This window comes from Streptomyces roseochromogenus subsp. oscitans DS 12.976, assembly GCF_000497445.1.
GTDB lineage: Bacteria > Actinomycetota > Actinomycetes > Streptomycetales > Streptomycetaceae > Streptomyces > Streptomyces oscitans.
Genome location: NZ_CM002285.1, coordinates 8,469,345 through 8,487,485 on the forward strand (window position 1 = coordinate 8,469,345; position 18,141 = coordinate 8,487,485).

Genomic DNA, 18,141 nt, shown 5'->3' on the forward strand with positions numbered 1-18,141 from the left:
CCGGGCCGTACGCGGCGAACTCCAGGACCCGCTCACCCCGGTACTCGCGGTCGGCTCGGCGGCGTCGGCGATCCTCGGCTCCGTCGTGGACGCGCTGCTCGTCGTCGGTGCCCTCGACCTGAACGCCCTGGTCGGCGGCGTCCAGCGGCTGCGCGCCGAACAGGCGCTGTCCGGACTGGTCGAGGAGCAGCAGCGGAAGGCGTGCCTGGTGCCACCGAAGGAGGAGGCACCGGCCGGCGGTACGCGTACCGTGGACGCGGGCAAGCTGCATCCGGGTGACGTGATCCAGCTGAAGGCGGACGAGGTGGTGCCCGCCGACGCCCGGCTGCTGTGGCAGGACGGTCTGGAGGTCGACGAGTCGGCGCTGACCGGCGAGTCGCTGCCGGTGGAGAAGCAGACGGACCCGACCCCGCACGCCCCGGTCGCCGACCGGCGCTGCATGGTCTTCGAGGGTACGACCGTGGCGGCGGGCCAGGCCCGGGCCGTGGTGGTCGACACCGGTGAGCGCACGGAGGCCGCCCGCGCTGTCCATCTCGCCGCCCGTACGCCCCCGGCCGGTGGTGTACAGGCCCGGTTGCGGGAACTCACCCGCGAGGCACTGCCGTTGACCCTGGTGGGCGGCGCCGCGGTGACCAGCCTCGCGCTGCTGCGCGGCACCGCGATCCGGGAGGCGGTCAGCGGGGGTGTGGCGGTGGCCGTGGCGGCCGTACCGGAGGGGCTCCCGCTGGTGGCCACGGTCGCGCAGCTGGCGGCCGCCCGGCGGCTGAGCCGCGGCGGTGTCCTCGTCCGCACCCCGCGCACCCTGGAGGCGCTGGGCCGCATGGACACCATCTGCTTCGACAAGACCGGCACCCTCACCGAGAACCGGCTGCGGCTGGTGCGCACCTCCGACGCGGACGGCACGGTCCGCGGGGTGGACGACGCGGGGTCCGCCGGCACCGTACGGGCCGCCGCCCGCGCCTGCCCGCAGCCTGACGGCGGTGCGGAGCAGCCGGTGCACGCCACCGACGAGGCCGTGCTGGCCGCGGCCGGACCCGACCCGGACTGGACGCGGGTGGCCGACCTGCCGTTCGAGGCGGCGCGCGGCTATGCCGCCGCTGTCGGCCGGAGCGGGGACGGCCCGCTCGTGCTCGTGGTCAAGGGCGCCCCGGAGACCGTGCTGCCCGCCTGCTCCGGACTTCCCGCGCACGCCTCCGAGGCGGCGCAGGCCTTGGCCGGGGACGGCCTCAGGGTGCTGGCGGTGGCCGAACGGCGGCTCGGCGCGGACGAGCAGGGGGACCAGGGGCAGGCCGCCGACGTCCTCGAACAGCCGCTGCGGGAGCTGGAGTTCACCGGTCTGCTCGCCCTGTCCGACGTACCGCGCGAGACCTCCACGGCGCTGGTGGAGGGGCTGCACAAGGCGGGCGTACGACCGGTCATGCTCACCGGCGACCACCCGCGGACCGCACGAGCCGTCGCCGCCGAGCTGGGCTGGCCCGAGGACACCGTCGTGGTCACCGGGGACGAGCTGGCGGCGGCGGACCGGGCTGCCCGGGCCCGGATGCTGCGCGACGCGGGCGTGGTGGCGCGGGTGGCGCCCGAGCAGAAGCTGCAGGTCGTGGAGGCGCTGCGGGACGCGGGCCGGGTCGTCGGCATGGTGGGCGACGGCGCCAACGACGCCGCGGCCATCCGCGCCGCCGACATCGGGGTCGGCATCAGCGCGCGCGGTTCGGCCGCCGCGCGCAATGCCGCCGACGTCGTTCTCACCGACGAGGAGGACCTGACGGTCCTGATCGACGCGGTCGGTGAGGGCCGGGCGCTGTGGCACAGTGTGGCCGACGCCATCGCCATCCTGATCGGCGGCAACGGGGGCGAGGTCGGCTTCGGCATTCTTGGCACGCTGCTGTCCGGGCGAGCGCCGCTGTCCACCCGGCAGATGCTCATGGTGAACCTCTTCACCGACCTGTTCCCGTCGATGGCGGTGGCGGTGACCGAGAAGGCCGACGAGCCCGGCACGGCCCGTGCCCGCATCGGTTCGCCCGAGGACGACGAGCCCGGCACCGTACGCCGCCGCAGCGGATCCCCCGAGGACGCCTCGGCCGTCCTCGGGGCGCCCCTGCTCCGGCAGATCCGGCACCGGGCGCTCACCACCTGCCTGGGCGCGGTGACGGCATGGCTCATCGGCCGCTTCACCCCCGGCACCGCGCGCCGCTCCAGCACGATGGCGCTGTGCGCGGTGGTCGGCGCCCAACTCGTGCAGACGCTGCTGGACCGGCGCGAGAGCCGTCTGGTGCAGGTGACCTGTCTGGGTTCCGCCGTGGCGCTGGTCGCGGTCGTGCAGACCCCAGGCGTCAGCCACGCCGTCGGGTGCACCCCGCTCGGTCCGGTGGCCTGGGCCGGGGTCCTGGCGGCGGTCGCCCTGGCGCCGGCGGGGCAGCGGGTGCTGCCCCGCCTGGAGGAGACGGTCGGCCGGCTGCTGCCGGGCTGACCGGCGGGGGCCGTCAGGGGAGCAGACGGCGGCCCCGGCAGTCGTCGGGTGCGCCCAGCTCGCCCGGTCGGCCCGGTCGCCCGAAGGAGACGACCGGGCCGACCGGGGCCGCTCTGCTCAGACCGCGCGGTGGTACTGGTCCGGCACCTTGACCTCGCCGCCCAGCTCGCGGGCTGTGTGCCGGGCCCAGGACGGGTTGCGCAGCAGCTCGCGGCCCAGCAGGACGGCGTCGGCCTCGCCGTTCGTGAGGATCTTCTCGGCCTGCTCGGCCTCCGTGATCAGTCCTACGGCGGCGACGGGCAGCGGGGTCTCGGCCTTCACCCGGGCGGCGAACGGCACCTGGTAGCCGGGCCCGGTCGGAATGGTCACGCCGGAGGCGTTGCCGCCGGTGGAGACGTCGAGCAGGTCGACGCCGTGGGCGTGCAGATCGCGGGCGAAGCGGACCGTGTCCTCCTCGGTCCAGCCGCCGTCCTGGATCCAGTCGGTGGCTGAGATACGGAAGAACACCGGCTTGTCCTCGGGCCACACCGCGCGTACGGCGTCCACGACCTCGAGCGCGAACCGGGTGCGGTTCTCGTACGAGCCGCCGTAGGCGTCGGTGCGGTGGTTGGAGTGCGGGGAGAGGAACTCGTTGATCAGGTAGCCGTGGGCGCCGTGCACCTCGGCGACCTCGAAGCCGGCGGCGAGCGCCCGGCGCGCCGCGGCGGCGAACTGCCCTACGACCTCCTGGATCCGCTCCACCGTCAACTCGGTCGGTACGGGGTGGCGTTCGTCGAAGGCCACCGCGCTCGGGGCGACCGGCTGCCAGCCGTGCGCCTCCGGACCGACCGGCGCGCCGCCCTTCCAGGTGCGCTCGGTCGACGCCTTGCGTCCGCTGTGGGCCAGCTGGATCCCCGGTACCACGCCCTGGGCGGTCAGGAAGCGGGTGATCCGGCGGAAGGCCTCCACCTGCGTGTCGTTCCACAGGCCGAGGTCGTACGGGGAGATCCGGCCCTCCGGCGAGACCGCGGTGGCCTCCACGATGATCAGGCCGGTGCCGCCCGTGGCACGCGCCCCGTAGTGCGCGAAGTGCCAGTCGTTCGGGGCGCCGGCGAGCGGCCCCTCCGGCTCGGCCGAGTACTGGCACATCGGGGGCATCCATACCCGGTTCGGGATGGTCAGTTCACGCAGGGTGATGGGCTCGAAGAGGGCGCTCACGACGGACTCCATTCGTCACGGGACCGCTGGGTCGACTCGTACGATAACCCTCGTACTACGAGGTATGTCAAACTACGACGTGTCTCGTACAATGGTCCCTGCCGACGAATTCCGCGACGAAGGGCAGCCGCCGTGACCGACACCGCCATCACCGGCCGCGCACTGCCGCACCCGGCGCCGGAGGAGATCCGCCTGGAGACCGTGCTGCACGCGCTCTCCGATCCGATGCGACTGCGGATCGTCCGCGAACTGGCCGCCGCAGAGGGCGAGTTGTCCTGCTCCCACTTCGACCTGCCGGTGACCAAGTCCACCACCACACACCACTTCCGGGTGCTGCGCGAGAGCGGGGTCATCCGGCAGGTCTACCGCGGCACAGCCAAGATGAACGCCCTGCGCCGACCCGACCTGGACCGTCTCTTCCCGGACCTGCTCGACACCCTCCTCGCCGCCGCGAAACGACAGTCCGCCCGCCTCGGCGACGACAGCTGAAGCAACTCGCTTCGCCGGGTTGGTTGTCGTTGATTGGGCTCCCTCCCCCATGCTCAGGTTCTCCTCATCCATGCTCGCCTTCGCTCCCCGCTGTGGGACGGCGGCCTGCGCTTGGACGCCGTAGCTCCGGCCTCCAACTGGCGAGCGAATCCGGGAGAGGTCCTTCTACTCCGAGCCGTCCGCGTCGGCTGTGGCGCGACTGGCCAGTCGTTCGTATCGCTGCCTGGCGGCTTGCGGAGTGCCAAGCCCGAGTCCGAAAGCGATCTCCTGCCAGGTCATGCCGCGACCCCGTGCCATCCGGAGGAGTCCGGTTTCCAGTTCGTCCATCTCCCCGCGAACCAGTGGGACGAGGCTCAATGCAGCGGTGATATCAGCCTGGTCCACCTCCGGTTCACCGTCATCGGGCTGTGCGGCTCCGCTGAGCAGGAACGACACAAGCCTGACGGCCTCATGCGGCCCGATGGCCGACGGATGAACCTGTCGGTGGCGTTGCTTGTCAGTGGTCGCGTGTCGCTCGGCGATGCGAAACAGAGACGCGTAGACGCGGTGTGCTCGCGCCTGCTCCGGCTGCGGCGGCGTGAAGGGACCGGTGTGCTGATCAGGAGTTGAAGGCATGAGACGAGGATGAAATGCACACGACTTGATGTCAACTAAGTATTGTGAACGATCTGTTCACTTGCTGTCGCTTCGTGCGCCCGGTCCCCCTTGGCCGAACCGGCGGGCGGAAACCCTCGTCATCGTGACGGTTGGATATACGGTGACGTCCGCAGATCGTGCGACGGGGCAGCACCGGTTCGGTGCGATACCGGCGGGCGATGATGCTGCTGGCCTCGGCCGGCGGGAACCGGGTGCTGGTGATCGCGCAGCTGGTTCAGGCCGACGAGGACACCGTCCGGGACGTCATCCACCGGTTCAATGAGATCGGCCTGGCCTGCCTAGCCCTCAATGGGCGGGAGGCAGTCCCCGCCTGCTCAACGCTGACGACGAGGACTTCGTCATCCAGACGGCCACCACCCGGCCGGTCAAGCTCGGCCAGCCCTTCACCCGCTGGTCACTGCGCAAACTCGTCGCCTACCTGCGGAAAGTTCACGGCCGGGTCATCCGCATCGGCCGCGAAGCATCACGGTGCCTGCTCGCCCGCCACGGCATCACCTTCCAGCGCACCAAGACGTGGAAGGAGTCCCCTGATCCTGATCGCGACGCCAAGCTCGACCGCATCGAGCACGTCCTGGACCACTTCCCGGACCGAGTCTTCGCGTTCGACGAGTTCGGCCCGCTCGGCATCCGCCCCACCGCAGGCTCGGGCTGGGCCGAACAATCGATCCGCGCCGCCCGGCCCGACGGCGCACCGATCTACGTGATCATGGACAACCTGTCCGCCCATAAGGGCAACGACATCCGACGCCGGGCGAAGAAACACAAGGTCGAGCTGTGCTTCACCCCGACCTACGCCTCGTGGGCAAACCCGATCGAGGCGCACTTCGGACCGCTGAGGCAGTTCACCATCGCCAACTCAAACCACCCCAACCACACCGTGCAGACCAGGACCCTGCACGCCTACCTGCACTGGCGCAACGCCAACGCCCGCCACCGAGACGTCCTGGCCGCCGAACGCAAGGAACGCGCCCGTATCCGAAGCGAGAAAGGCATCCGCTGGGGCGGACGCCCTCTCAAAACCGCAGCCTGACCCAACCCGGCGAACCTACGCGGTCACAGCACTAGACCACCCCTTCCACCTCGGTCGCGAGGTCCGAACCCGCCCTTGAGGGAAGGTGGTTGAAGAGCAGGTTCAGTACGATCGCGGAAAGGCAGCCCGCGCTGATGCCGCTGTTCATCACCGTCTGGAACCAGTCCGGGAACTTCGCGTAGACCGTCGGCACGCCCACCGGCAGCATGCCGATCGCCACCGAGACGGCCACCACGGTCAGATTGTGGTTGCCCTTGAAGTCGACCCGGGCCAGTGTCCGCAGGCCGCTCGCCGCGACCGTGCCGAACATGACCAGCCCGGCCCCGCCCAGCACCGGCGCCGGGATCGCCGCGACCACCGCGCCCAGCTTGGGCAGCAGCCCGAGCAGCACCAGGATCCCGCCGGCCGCCGCGACCACCCAGCGGCTGCGCACCCGGGTCATGCCGACCAGGCCCACGTTCTGCGCGTACGCCGTGTACGGGAAGGTGTTGAACACACCGCCCAGCACCGTCGACAGACCGTCCGCGCGCAGCCCGTCGGCGAGCGAGCGCGGCTCGACCTTCCGGCCGGTCAGCTCGCCGACCGCGATCAGGTCACCGGTCGTCTCCGTCATCGTGACCAGCGCCACCACCAGCATGGACACGATCGCGGACGCCTTGAAGTCCGGCGTCCCGAAGTGGAACGGCGTGCTGATGCCCATCCAGTCGGCGTCGGCGACGCCACCGAAGTCCGTGAACCCGAACGGCACCGCGATCGCCAGGCCCACCGCGATGCCGATGAGGACGGCGATCCGGCCGAGGGCGGCGGGCGCGAACCGCTGCACGCCCAGCACGACCAGCAGCACGAAGGCGGCCAGCGCCAGATTCTTCGGCTCCCCGAAGTCCTTCGCACCGGCACCGCCCGCCGCCCAGTCGCCCGCGACCGGCAGCAGCGAGACCCCGATGATCAGGATCACCGTGCCGGTCACCAGCGGCGGGAAGAACCGCAGCAGCCTGCCGAAGACCGGCGCCAGCAGCATGATCGCAAGACCCGCGACGATCACCGAGCCGTAGATCGCGGGCAGTCCGCCGCCGGTCGTCCCGATGAGCACCATCGGCGACACGGCCGCGAACGTACAGCCCTGCATGATCGGCAGCCGGACGCCGAACCGCCAGAAGCCGACGCACTGGATCAGCGTCGCGATACCGCACACCAGCAGATCGGCCGTGATCAGATACGCCAGGTCGGCGGGCGACAGCTTCATCGCGCTGCCCACGATCAGCGGCACGGCGACCGCGCCCGCGTACATCGCGAGCACATGCTGCAGCCCGAGGGCGGCCAACTGCCGCACCGGCGGCATCTCGTCGACGGGATGGACGTCTGCGGTGGTGGCCATGGGGACTCCAACAGTGCCGGGCGGGAAGGGACATCCGAACAGCACGAGACCGTAAGCTTCTTGAACAGTTTGTTGATTTCCGGTCTGTTGCCGCTGTGTGTCATGCCCACCGGACTGCTGGGAAATCCCTGGCCACCAGGCCTACGCCGACCGGGCCGCCGTGAGCAGTGCGTCCCAGTCGGCCAGCTTGACCACGCTTCGGCCGAGCCGAGCCCCCAGTGCGGCCTCGGCCCGCTCGATCGCCAGCCACCCCGACCACGGCACCGGTTCGATCCCGGCCGCCCGCAGCGCCGTCAGCGGGTCCTCCGGCACCTGCCGGGTGAGCAGCGCGGGAGCGTCCGCGAGCAGGGAGGCCACCGTCTCCTTGGCGCAGGGCCGGTTGGTGCCGATGACACCCGTCGGGCCGCGCTTGATCCACCCGGCGACGTACTCGCCGGGGGAGGGACGCCGTCGCGCACGATACGCCCCGCCGCGTTCGGCACCGTACCGCTCACCGTGTCGAACGGCAGCCCGTCCAGCGGCACTCCGCGATAGCCCACCGAGCGCAGCACCACCTGGGCGGGCACCTCCTCGAACCGGCCCGTGCCCGTCACCCCGCCGTGCCCGTCCGGCGCCGTCCGCTCGAAGCGCACGGCGCCCACCCGGCCTTCCGCACTCCCGGCTTCGCTCGAGCGGGAGGTGCACCCGCCCGCGAGGAACTCCACGGGGCGCAGGTAGAACCGCAGCCCGATCCGCCGCGCGGCGCCGGCCGGCGGCCGGGCGGCCCAGCCGCGCAGCACCTCCAGATTGCGGCGCTGCACGGCGGGCAGCGTGGCGGGGTCGGCCGGATCCAGTGCCAAGTCGGCCGGATCGACGGTGACTTCGGTGCCGGGCAGCCCGCCCAGCTCGCGCAGCTCCTTGGTGGTGAAGCGGGCCTGCGAGGGGCCGCGCCGGCCCACCATGTGCACCTCGCTGATCCCGCTCGCCACCAGCGTGTCCAGCGCGGCCTGCGGGATGTCCGTCGGGCGCAGCTCCGCGGCACCCCGGACCAGCATCCGCGTGACGTCCACCGCCACATTGCCCACGCCGATGACGACGGCCGACCGCACCCCGCGCAGGAAACCCGCGTCGGCCGCGTCCGGATGCGCGCTGTACCAGGCCACGAAGTCGGTCGCGGACCAGCTGCCCGGCAACTCCTCGCCCGGTATTCCCAGCCGTCGGTCGGTGGCGGCGCCCACGCAGTACACCACCGCGTGATACAGCTCCCGCAGCCGCTCCACCGGCAGCCCGCCGGGGCAGCCCACCCGGACGCCACCGAGGAACCGCACCCGCTCGTGCTCCAGCACCGTCCTCAGGCTGCCCTGCAGGGACTTGATCTTCTCGTGGTCCGGGGCGACGCCGTACCGGACCAGGCCGTACGGGCACGGCAGCCGGTCCAGGACGTCCACGCACACGTCGGGATCCCCCTGGACCAGGCTCTGGGCGGTGTAACACCCGCTCGGTCCCGAACCGACGACGGCGACACGCAGCACAGCGGTGCTCCTTGCCCGAAGGAGGGTGGTGTGCGGACCGCTCCAGCATTGCATCCCCTGGCCCATGGCGGCAGGGTCCGGCGGGGTGACCCCGACGCGTGTCCGTTCGTATGGAGTGCGATCATGCGGTTACTTTGCGTGTGTGCTAGAAGCATCCTTGCTTAATCTTTCCGATCGGAACGCGGAGGACGGCGCGGTGTCGGTGTGGCCCGCGTGGAAGGTGCGGGAGCACTGCGGCACCACCTCCTGGTTCCAGGTCCGACTGGCCTTCCCCGACGGCGCCCGGGTCGACGCCCTGGCCGTCCTGCAGAACGGATGCGTGTCCATCGAGGACGTCACCGCGCAGCCGGCCCTGTCCCTCGCCGACCTCACAGCGCTGGCGAACTGGATCGAGGGCCCGCTGTTCGCATCCTGCGGGGTGGCCGGGGAGCGGCCGTACGCGGACGACGGCGGCGAGCGCCCCGAAGAGCGGCACGAGGGTGAGCGATCTGAGGGGCCGGGGTGGGAGGAGCGGCCCGAAGGCGAGTGCCTGGAGGAGCGGCCCGCATGCGAGCCGCCGGGGCAGCGATACGCGCCGGAGGCCTGCGACTTGGCAGCGCGGCGCGAAGGTGAGCAGCCGGAGGAGCCGGAGGAGCGGAACGACGGCGAGCGGCCGGAGAGGCCGTACGACACTGAGCGGCCGGAGAGGCCGTACGGCGGCGAGCGTCCGGAAGGACGGCACGAAGCGGAAGCCCGCGGCGCAGCGGAGATCGCGCTCGGCATGGGCCCGCGGCGTGCCCGGGCGGGCTGGCCGAGTGGCATCGAGGGCCGTCGGCTCGTCGCGCGGGAGTACCGTGCCGCACAGCGGGGAGGCGTCGACCCGGTGCTCGCCGTGATGACCGCGACCGGACGCAGCCGCCGCCGCTCCCTCAGGATGATCGCCCAGGCACGGGACGCCGGTTTCCTGACGCCCCGTCATGCACGCCGCAGCTGACGTGAGTTGGGGCTCGACCGGCCCTCAGGGGCCGCTCGGGCGCTCCTCCGTGGCGAAGAACCGGGACAGGTCGCACTTCCGCGCCTCCTCGCCCGTCTCGCTCTCCGGCGGCACCCCCGCCTCCCAGTCGAGTCCGTACCGCTGGAACAGTTCGGCCCGCAGCACCGGGACGGGCATCGGCACCCCCGGGATCAGCGCTGCGTACACCGCGCCCATCAGCAGGGCCCGCAGCATCGGGTAGTCGGCGGTGACATCCTCGGAGCCGTACTTGGCGACGGTGTCGCCGAGCAGCTCCGACAGGCGGCGCTGCTCCGGGCACTGCACGAAGCCCTCCGCCTGCAACAGCCCCGCCATGTGCTGCCGCATGAGCACCGGGCGGTCGCGGGCCAGGCCCAGGATCGCGTCGATGGCCCGGGCCAGCCGCTCCCGGCCGTCCTCCGTGTGCGGCTCCCGCTCCAGCGCCTCCTCCAGCGTGCGGTTCATCAGCCGGTGTACGGCGGACTGCACCAGCTGGCGCTTGCCGGGGAAGTAGTACGACACCAGTCCGCGCGCCGAACCGGCCCGGTCGGCGATGTCGCCCAGTGTCGTGGCCTCGAAGCCGCGCTCGTCGACCAGTTCCACCGCGGCCTGCAGCAGCCGCTCCCGGGAACGTCGCCGCAACTCTTCATTGACCGAGGCGCTGCGCGGGGACATCCTGAAACTCCTGCGTTGACTGGCTGCCAGCCAACTATACTCAACGCAGCGGGCACCGCCATGCGCGGGCCTGTCAAGGGCTGCCGTCCGTCTGGGGCGACGCGGGGGATCGTCTCAGGCGGACGGCGCCGGAGCGAGCGAACCGACTTCCCCACCCCACCTCGTATACAGATCAGACGCCGTTTCCACCTACGCCGCCTCTGTGTCTTCCTGATCTTGGTTTTCAAGGTTGGGAGATTCCTGGGAGATCGACTTCTCCCGGCGCTTCTCTGGGAGACCGGGACGGGCTTCCTCCCACTCCCGGTGGTGATCCTTCACCGCCACCGAGCCCTCCCACAGCCTCTGCAGATCCGCCGAGATGCCCAACTCCATCGCCGGCGTCGTGTGGGAGTAGGTGCCCTCAACTCCAGGAATAACGTGCCGTATACGCTCCTCGACCGCAACCCTCGGATGCTTCAGCTCGTCCAGCCACACCTTCATGCTGTGGCGGAGCCCGTGCGGCACGAGGCCCTCGATGCCGGCCACGGCCTTCATGCCCGGCAGCCGTGACGGCCGGCCCAGGCGGTCCGGCACCGCCTCGTGACTGTCGACCCACAGCCGCCACACCTCCTCGTAGAAGGAGGTGGTGTTCAGCTTGCTGCCCTTAGGCGCCGGGAACACCGACTCGGACTTGTGGGAGGCGACGCGCCGACGCATGACCATCGCCCAGCTGATGCAAGAACAGCAGGTCGACGCGCTCAGCCTCCCGCTCGCACCAGCATCCCTGCCGATGCACGTGATCATCGACCGCATCATCACGCCCGAGTTCTGGCCGTGCGCCGCATGCGGTTGTCTTGGCGTGACCGCCCGCGTCCTCGACACGGAGGAGGGCCCGCGCTGGCTCGACCTGTGCTGGGACCACGGCATGAACGTGCACCAGCCATCGCCGGGCATGCCGATGACAATGGAAGGAATCGTCGCCGGCCTGCGCGCCGCCGCCGAAGCAGTGGGCGCCCGACTGGCGATCCTCAACGACGACGATTCCCGGGGCGACAGCCATGGACGAGCCGGATCGCTTCCACCTCATGGATGAGCCGGAACGCTTCCACCTGATCCTGACCGTCGACGGCCGGCCACTCATGCACGGCTGGTGGGATGACAGGGCCACCGCGGACCGCAAATTCCGCAGCTGGGTCGGCGAGTACGGCAGCCTGGGCGGCGCGCATATCGTCCTCGTAGACAGAGAGGAGGGGGAGGCGCTGGCCAGCTGGCCCGAGGAGTCGTAGCCGTCTGCCATCCGGGCCGGGGCCGAGGAAGCGAACATGGCCCACCGCCCTCCCCGAGCGCCACCTCTCCAGGTAGCGACAGCGGCAATAGTGCTCGGCGCGCCACGATCACCGGAAAGAGGGAAAAGCCGCCGCGACTGGACCAGCCGCGCATGCGATCAGGGCGTTGCCGCCGGTGTGATGGACGTGTCCCCGGCAAGCGATACAGAGCGAAACACCGAGGTACTCCATGCGCATGCGTTCCATAGCCGTGACCACCGCCCTGGCGAGCACCCTGACCCTCTTCGGCGCGACAGCAGTCCACGCTGACCCCAACCCGAGCGGCGGCACGAATAACACCGGCCTCATTGACCACACGGTCAACACGATCCTCCCGTGCGGCATCAGCGTCCTCGGCGTCGCAGCCGCCATCCTGTCGCCCTCGTCCTGTGCCCATTCCTGACCCGGGCTTGGCCTTCACTCCTGTGCCGCCCCGGGCAATCGCCAGGTCGAGATCCTCTGCCTGCGTGGTCCAGAAGACCACGCAGGCACCACCCGCTCACCTCCGGGTGGTGCCTGCCGTGCGCTGCTTTCGCAGACTCAGGCTCTTTCGACCGCGAGCACGTGTCCTACTTGTTCGTTGTCGAAGAGGAACTTGACGGTGTCCCCCTGATGCAAATTCGGGGCATCTTCGGGATTCAGAAGGTCGCCCACGGAGAAGTCCAGCGCAGGACCACCCTGATCGTCCTCGATCTTTCCCTCAGCCTGATCCCACTCCTGAATCTTGCCTTTGGGCATGGCCGTGTCTCCTTCGCTCGAAGATGCTGAGAGGCCCCAGGTCACGAGCCGGGGCCCGTGACCAGCGAACCCGAACCCAAGTGCGACAGCGACCGCAGTAGACCGAATGGGTGACGACGGCCACCAGGTCCACGGGCTGGCCGCAGTCGTGCCCTACGCGGTGCAGGAGCCCACGCAGGTCGGCAAGGTGCCCGAGCGTCCGGCTACTCGGCCGGATCCCACGAAGCGTGCCGGACCGCCTTCTTCGCGGCCATCTCCACCTCGTACCGCACGGCCCCTTCGGCTTCGGCGTGCTCGGTGACGGCGGCCCGCTGGAAGGCGGCGGCCTCGATCCAGGCCTGCCGGGCGGCAGCGGGATCGGCGTCGGAGCTGGCGAGTCGGGTGCGGGCCTCTTCGGCGGCGCGCTCCAGGGGCACAAGATCTTCGAAAGTGTGTGCCACGTCCGTCGATCCTATGCGGCCGTCGCCGAGTGTTTTTACGCGTGGGCGGGCCTCTTTCCGCGGGGCCCTCGCCGTACATGCGGTGCCGTGCTCGGCCGTGCCCAGTGCCCGAGCCGGCTGCCTGGGCCCATGCGCCCCGTCATGCATCCCGCCAGGCGTCCCGCTGGTGTCGCACACCGGTCGCCGTCTCCCTAGAGTGGGCACCGGCGCCGAGGCAAGGAGGCGGGCGGTCATGGACCAGGACCAGGACCAGCGGATCCTGAGCCGGATCACGGAGATGGTCGAGGACGAGCGGCGGCTCCGCGAGGCGCTGGCCTCGGGGCGGATCGACAGTTCCACCGAGCAGCAGCGACTGGGCGAACTGGAGCGTGAACTCGCCCGGTGCTGGGACCTGTTGCGGCAGCGCCGCGCCAAGACCGAGTTCGGCGGGAACCCGGACGAGGCACAGGCGCGCTCCGCCACCCAGGTAGAGGGCTACCAGGGCTGACGGCTCCGCGACCGGTGGCTTTCCAGTCCTGGGGACGGGGCGCGCGGCACCGCCCGACAGGCGGGCCCCGGGGTCTGTCCTAGCCCACCAGGTGCAGTACCGGCAGCAGTGCGTCGGGCCGGTCCGTCACCGGCAGGTGGTCGACGTAGTGCACGCGGCAGCCGAGCGCGGCCGCGCCACCGTCCGCCTCCTTGCTGTCGCCCACCATCACCACCTGCCGCGGGTCGGCGCCCAGCGCCGCGCAGGCGACCGAGAACAGCCGCGGGTCCGGCTTCTGCACGCCATGCTCGTACGACAGCACATACGCGTCCACATACCGGTCGAGCCCGTGCTCGCGGAACACGGGGCGCAGATCCCAGCCGATGTTGCTGACCACGCCCACGCCGATTCCGCGCTCGCGCAGGACGCGCAGCACCTCGGCGGCGTCCGGGTACGGGGACCAGGCGGCGGGGGTCATGTGCCGCTCGTACAGCGAGTCGTACAGAGCGGGATCGGGCAGCGCTACCTGCCGGGACAGGCCCGTGTAGGCGGCCCGGTGCAGCTCCGCGCTCTCGTCCCGTACTGCCCAGACCCCGGCCAGGTGCGCGGGCAACTGCACCGGTGACGCGCCGCCGGGGAGGGCGCCGACGGCTTCCAAGGACCTTGCGGTTGCCCGCAGTTCAGGCTCGGGCAGGGTGTGCCCTGTCTCGTCCAGGACCGCACGCAGCCAGGACTCGGTGGACTCGACGCGGAACAGCGTCCCGGAGAAGTCGAACAGCACGGCAGTCATGCGTCCGACCCTATCGGGGTGGTACACCGGCGTTGTCGGGCCGCCCCGTCCGCGGCCACTCGTGGACCGCGACAGCCAGCGCCGTCACTAACGCCCCGAACAGCCAGCCGCCGAGCACGTCCGAGGGCCAGTGGACGCCCGGCCACACCCCGGTCACACCCATACCCACCACCGAGACCACGGCCGCTGCAACGGCCGTACGCCACCAGCGCGGCCCGCGCCGAAGCGGTGCGCCAGCCACAGCGGCAGCCCGCACAGCGCGGTGGCCGTCATGGCGTGGCCGGACGGGAAGGCCGCGTAGCGTGCGGAATCGATCGGGTCCGGCCACGCGCGGGGCCGGCCGACGGCGCCCTTCACCGTCTGCTGCGCGAGCGCCGCCAGGGCCACGGTGACCACCAGCCACAGCGCCGTCCACCAGGCGCCGTGCCGCCACACCGGCCACACCGCGACGGCCGCTCACACCAGGCGCATGGTCAGCGGGTCCCACGCCCAGTCCGTCAGCACCCGGAAGACCTGCGTGAGAGCGCGGTCGTGGACGGCCCAGCGGTGGGTCGTCCGGGAGAGGGCGCCGTCCACACCGAGCAGCGGCTGCCAGTCGATCACGATGAGGACCGACAGCAGCGCGCGGCACGCCGCCGAGGGCGGCGGCGATGAGGGCCGCGGTGCGAACCGTCCGGGGCGGATGCCGAGGCGGGCCGGGGCTGAGGTGCATGCCGCGATCTTTGTCGACGGGGCGCTGGGTGGCCACCATACGGCCGGTACCGGCGAGGACGCCGCTCGGTGCGTCGGCCGGGCGGCGCCTGGCCACCATCCGAACGGCCGCGAGGCACACCGTGCCGTCAGCCTCAGCCTCAGCCTCAGCCGAGCGCCCGCGCCCCGGGGACCAGAGCCACCAGCACCGGAAGCACCGGCACCAGCGCCGCCATCTCCGTCAGCCGCAGCCGGCGCGGAGTGACGCACACAACGGGTCCATGGCCCGCTCACCGGGGGAGCGGTGCCCCGGCCATCTCCCGTGGTCCGCCCGGCTGGTGAGTGACATCGCGGCCATGCCTCCAAGGCCCGCTCACATGGTCATCAGCATCGCCACCATGCCGATCCCCATGGACAGTCGGCAGGCCCGTGCCAGCTCCGGCCGGTCGCCCCAGCCGGCGGCCCTGGCTCGGGCCATGCCTCCCGCCCCAGTCACGGTTCCCGGCCCAGTCCCGGCCCCCACCCCGGTCACGGCTCCGGATCCGCTCCCTTGCGTCGCGACCGCGGCCGGCACCAGGCGGGCGCCGGCGAGCAGCACGTAACCCGCGAAGTACACCAGCAGCGAGCCGGTCAGCAACGGCACCCCGGTGCCGTCGTGCGCGTGGTGCGGGCCGGGCGGGGCCACGGCCATCGCCGCCGCCATGTAGACCATCGCGCACGCGCCCACCAGGTGGTGCAGATGACGCGGGGCGGCGCGCGCGGCCCACAGCGCGTGCAGCGCCGCCGCGCCGAACACGGCCGCGTACACCGGCCACGCCCACCGCGGTGGTGTGAACACCGCCGCCGGTACGGCCATCACGGCCATGCCGAAGCCCATCAGCGCCTCGCCGCCCGCGGACCGGCGCTGCTCCTCGACGCCGCTGCGCATCCGCAGCAGGCAGTAGGCGCCGGTCGCCGCGCAGAGCGCGACCAGCAGCCACGCTGCCGACAACGGTCCGTGCACGCGCGCACCTCCCCGCTCGACGGTCGGTCGAGGGATCCGATGCCCACGCCGGGCGGAGCGCACGCGAGCGCAAGGGTGTACACGGGGAGCACTCGGCGGAGCGCAGCGGGTGAGTGCGCTCTCAGTGGCGAGCGAGGCCGCGAGCGGGGGCAGTGAGTGCGGCAGCGTGTCCGCCCATAAGTTTTACTAGTAAAACACATGCTAAATTGATGGTATGAGCAGTGCGACCCGCCACCGACTTCCCCTCGCCGGAGTGCTCCGCCTCGGGCCGCCCTCCGACATCTGGTTCAAGCCCGCGCTGAGCGTGGTCGCCGCGGTTGCCCCGCCCAACCTGACCCTGCTGGCCCTCGGCCGCCTCGACCTCGCCATGTACACGATGGCCGGGTCGCTGTGCGCGCTCTACGGCCACAACCGGCCCTACGCCGCCCGCGCCCGCGTGCTGGCCTGGGTGGTGCTCGGGATGGTCGGCGGCCTCGCCGTCTCTCTGCTCGCCGCGTCGCTCACGACCGACGCCGTCGTCCTCGTCACCGTCGGCGCCGTCATGGCGGCCGTTCAGAAGACCCTGTCCGACGCCACCCGGCTCGGACCGCCCGGGAGCGTGGTCCTGACCTTCATCAGCTCCGCCTCGCTGTTCGCGCCGCAGACCCTCGGTCAGGTGCCCGGACACATCGGGCTGGCCCTCGGGGCCGGTGCCTGGGCCTGGCTGGTCGGCATGGCGCCCGGACTGCTCCGCCCGCACGGTCCCGAGCGCCGCGCCACCGCCCAGGCCCTGAACGCCGCCGCCGCGTACGCCGACACCCGAGGCACCGCCGACGGTCACGCCCGGGCCTGTGGCGCGAGCGCCGCCGCGATCCACGCCGCCTGGCAGTCCCTGCTCGCCGCCAGGGGGTGTCTCCTGGATCATGCCGGCGTCGCGGGGTCCGGCACGCAGTCCCCCAGAGGGGGCACCCCCAGCCGCGTTGCCGTCGGTCGCCGACGCCGCCTCACGCGCGTCTCCTCCCCCACTCTCGACTTCGCTCTAGCTGGAGGGGCTCCCATCGCGGGGGCACCCCCATCGTCGACTCCCTCCTCCGCCTCGCAGCCGCACGCACCAGGCCCCGCTCGGCTCGGCCAAGAAGCTCCGTTCCTCTCGGCCGACCTGATCCGGGAGACACCCCCTGGCGCCCGCCCCGACCGCACTCGGCGCGCCCTCGAAGGGCTCCTCGTGCGGGCCGAGGTCGCCCTCGCCGCCCCCGCCGAATCCGACCCCGCACGGCTGCGTGCCTGGGCCCGCGCGCTGCGCGGCACCGGGCGGATACCGCGCGTCGAGTCCCCGCGCGAGTCCGCCGGCGAAATCCTCGGCGCCGCCACCGAACTCGCCTGCCCGCGCCGGCCGTTGCGGCACCGCCTGGCCCCCCTCGCCCCGCTCGCCACGCGCACCGCCATCGGCTGCGCCCTCGCCGGCTACGCCTCCCTCGCGCTCGGCGTCGGCCGCCCCTACTGGGCGCTGGTCACCGCGGCCTCCCTCTACCAGGCCAACGTCATGCTCACCTGGAGCCGCGGCATCCAGCGCGTCGTCGGCAACGTCGTCGGCGTGCTCGCCTTCGCCGCCCTCACCCCGCTGGCCCATCTCCACCCGGCCGCCCTGGTGCTGTGCTGCCTCGCCCTCAACTTCGGCGCCGAGGCACTGATCGGCCGCAACTACTGGCTCGGCAGCGTCTGCGTGACCCCGATGGCCCTGCTCGTCACCGAGTTCGCCCGCGCCCAGAACCCGTCCGAGCTGATCACCGAGCGGGTCGCGGACACACTCGTCGGCGCTCTGGTCGGCTTCGTCGCCGCCGTCGGGGTCACCAACCGGCGTGCGGGCGACCGCCTCGAACACGCCCTGACCATCGCGGAGTGCGCCCGTGCGAACGCCGTCCGGCTGCTGGCCGAGCCGCACCCCGCACCCCGCGCCCTGGAGTCCGCCCGCCGTTCCCTCGCCGCCGCCCTCGCCGACCTGCGCGCCACGGCCGACGCCGCGTCCGGCGAGTGGTGGCAACGCGCCCTGCCCGAGGAGCGGGTCGTCCTCGCCGAACAGACCGGACACCGTACGCTCGCGGCGACGGTACGACGCCAGGGCCTCGTACCGCGGGAGCAGGACGAGGACCAGGGCCACGACCAGGGCCACGACCAGGGCCACGACCAGGGCCACGACCAGGGCCACGACCAGGGCCACGACCAGGGCCACGACCAGGGCCACGACCAGGGCCACGACCAGGGCAGGACGACGGAGGGCATACGGCCATGAGGGCGACGAACGGAGGACGGGCGCCGGTGGACGACGCGGCCGGCGAGGC

General features: G+C 72.0%; 18 protein-coding genes and 3 pseudogenes. 9 read left to right on the top strand and 12 right to left on the bottom strand.

Translation table 11 applies throughout. The features are described from left to right. On the top strand, positions 1-2,467 hold a 2,467-nt coding region (locus tag M878_RS86280), incomplete at its 5' end, for a cation-translocating P-type ATPase (RefSeq protein ID WP_023552749.1). Between the two features lie 117 nt (positions 2,468-2,584). On the opposite strand, the gene M878_RS86285 is transcribed toward M878_RS86280, so the two are convergent. After that, entirely contained in the window at positions 2,585-3,664 is a 1,080-nt protein-coding gene (locus M878_RS86285) for an NADH:flavin oxidoreductase/NADH oxidase (protein ID WP_031226875.1), read from the bottom strand. Between the two features lie 132 nt (positions 3,665-3,796). On the opposite strand from M878_RS86285, the gene M878_RS86290 reads away from it, so the two are divergent. After that, on the top strand, positions 3,797-4,153 hold the full coding sequence (locus M878_RS86290) for an ArsR/SmtB family transcription factor (RefSeq protein ID WP_023552751.1): 357 nt from the start codon (positions 3,797-3,799) through the stop codon (positions 4,151-4,153). Positions 4,154-4,318: 165 nt separating this feature from the next. Here the strand turns inward: M878_RS86290 and M878_RS49800 are convergent, their stop codons facing one another. Beyond that, the gene (locus M878_RS49800; RefSeq protein WP_031226876.1) at positions 4,319-4,768 is read right to left on the bottom strand and encodes a hypothetical protein; all 450 of its coding nucleotides are present in this window, start codon (positions 4,766-4,768) and stop codon (positions 4,319-4,321) included. 155 nt (positions 4,769-4,923) lie between these two features. Here M878_RS49800 and M878_RS86295 point away from each other — a divergent pair. Further along, a pseudogene (locus M878_RS86295) lies at positions 4,924-5,840 on the top strand (helix-turn-helix domain-containing protein). 31 nt (positions 5,841-5,871) lie between these two features. Here the strand turns inward: M878_RS86295 and M878_RS86300 are convergent. Then, complete coding sequence (locus tag M878_RS86300) at positions 5,872-7,215, bottom strand: nucleobase:cation symporter-2 family protein (protein ID WP_023552754.1); 1,344 nt, start codon at positions 7,213-7,215, stop codon at positions 5,872-5,874. A gap of 141 nt (positions 7,216-7,356) precedes the next feature. Further along, a pseudogene (locus M878_RS86305) lies at positions 7,357-8,726 on the bottom strand (FAD-dependent oxidoreductase). Positions 8,727-8,790: 64 nt separating this feature from the next. On the opposite strand from M878_RS86305, the gene M878_RS000000100535 reads away from it, so the two are divergent. Continuing rightward, entirely contained in the window at positions 8,791-9,699 is a 909-nt protein-coding gene (locus tag M878_RS000000100535) for a DUF6214 family protein (RefSeq protein ID WP_245238290.1), read from the top strand. 24 nt (positions 9,700-9,723) lie between these two features. On the opposite strand, the gene M878_RS86315 is transcribed toward M878_RS000000100535, so the two are convergent. Both M878_RS86315 and M878_RS86320 read right to left on the bottom strand, forming a co-directional pair. Further along, entirely contained in the window at positions 9,724-10,392 is a 669-nt protein-coding gene (locus tag M878_RS86315) for a TetR/AcrR family transcriptional regulator (RefSeq protein ID WP_023552758.1), read from the bottom strand. Positions 10,393-10,581: 189 nt separating this feature from the next. Beyond that, positions 10,582-11,094 (bottom strand): hypothetical protein, encoded by a 513-nt coding sequence (locus M878_RS86320; protein WP_023552759.1) that lies wholly within the window; start codon positions 11,092-11,094, stop codon positions 10,582-10,584. Here M878_RS86320 and M878_RS86325 point away from each other — a divergent pair. From M878_RS86325 to M878_RS97905, 3 genes are all read left to right on the top strand, one after another. Then, the gene (locus M878_RS86325; RefSeq protein WP_023552760.1) at positions 11,087-11,464 is read left to right on the top strand and encodes a hypothetical protein; all 378 of its coding nucleotides are present in this window, start codon (positions 11,087-11,089) and stop codon (positions 11,462-11,464) included. The genes M878_RS86320 and M878_RS86325 overlap by 8 nt on opposite strands. Next, a complete protein-coding gene (locus tag M878_RS86330; RefSeq protein ID WP_023552761.1) occupies positions 11,457-11,657 on the top strand; it encodes a hypothetical protein in 201 nt (66 codons plus the stop codon). Before M878_RS86325 ends, M878_RS86330 begins: the two co-directional genes overlap by 8 nt. A 235-nt stretch (positions 11,658-11,892) precedes the next feature. Continuing rightward, positions 11,893-12,099, top strand: coding sequence for a hypothetical protein (locus M878_RS97905; RefSeq protein WP_209445586.1), 207 nt, complete (start codon positions 11,893-11,895; stop codon positions 12,097-12,099). 137 nt (positions 12,100-12,236) lie between these two features. On the opposite strand, the gene M878_RS86340 is transcribed toward M878_RS97905, so the two are convergent. Together M878_RS86340 and M878_RS86345 are read right to left on the bottom strand one after the other, a co-directional pair. Then, positions 12,237-12,434, bottom strand: a complete 198-nt coding sequence (locus tag M878_RS86340) for a hypothetical protein (protein ID WP_023552763.1) — start codon at positions 12,432-12,434, stop codon at positions 12,237-12,239. Positions 12,435-12,637: 203 nt separating this feature from the next. Further along, positions 12,638-12,874, bottom strand: a complete 237-nt coding sequence (locus M878_RS86345; RefSeq protein WP_158692832.1) for a hypothetical protein — start codon at positions 12,872-12,874, stop codon at positions 12,638-12,640. Positions 12,875-13,106: 232 nt separating this feature from the next. Here M878_RS86345 and M878_RS86350 point away from each other — a divergent pair, with 232 nt between their 5' ends. After that, the gene (locus M878_RS86350; protein WP_023552765.1) at positions 13,107-13,361 is read left to right on the top strand and encodes a DUF2630 family protein; all 255 of its coding nucleotides are present in this window, start codon (positions 13,107-13,109) and stop codon (positions 13,359-13,361) included. 79 nt (positions 13,362-13,440) lie between these two features. On the opposite strand, the gene M878_RS86355 is transcribed toward M878_RS86350, so the two are convergent. The 4 genes and pseudogenes from M878_RS86355 to M878_RS86365 form a co-directional block, all read right to left on the bottom strand. After that, complete coding sequence (locus M878_RS86355) at positions 13,441-14,130, bottom strand: HAD family hydrolase (RefSeq protein WP_031226880.1); 690 nt, start codon at positions 14,128-14,130, stop codon at positions 13,441-13,443. A 10-nt stretch (positions 14,131-14,140) separates the two neighbouring features. Next, positions 14,141-14,574: pseudogene (locus tag M878_RS86360) on the bottom strand (phosphatase PAP2 family protein). Between the two features lie 12 nt (positions 14,575-14,586). After that, positions 14,587-14,733: a hypothetical protein gene (locus M878_RS000000101995; protein ID WP_023552768.1), complete on the bottom strand. Its 147-nt coding sequence runs from the start codon at positions 14,731-14,733 to the stop codon at positions 14,587-14,589. Between the two features lie 460 nt (positions 14,734-15,193). After that, positions 15,194-15,823 carry a DUF5134 domain-containing protein gene (locus tag M878_RS86365; protein WP_023552770.1) on the bottom strand — a complete coding sequence of 210 codons (630 nt, stop codon included), beginning with the start codon at positions 15,821-15,823 and terminating at the stop codon, positions 15,194-15,196. A 214-nt stretch (positions 15,824-16,037) separates the two neighbouring features. On the opposite strand from M878_RS86365, the gene M878_RS95325 reads away from it, so the two are divergent. Next, positions 16,038-18,092 carry an FUSC family protein gene (locus M878_RS95325; protein ID WP_037730246.1) on the top strand — a complete coding sequence of 685 codons (2,055 nt, stop codon included), beginning with the start codon at positions 16,038-16,040 and terminating at the stop codon, positions 18,090-18,092. The last annotated feature ends 49 nt before the right edge of the window (positions 18,093-18,141 follow it).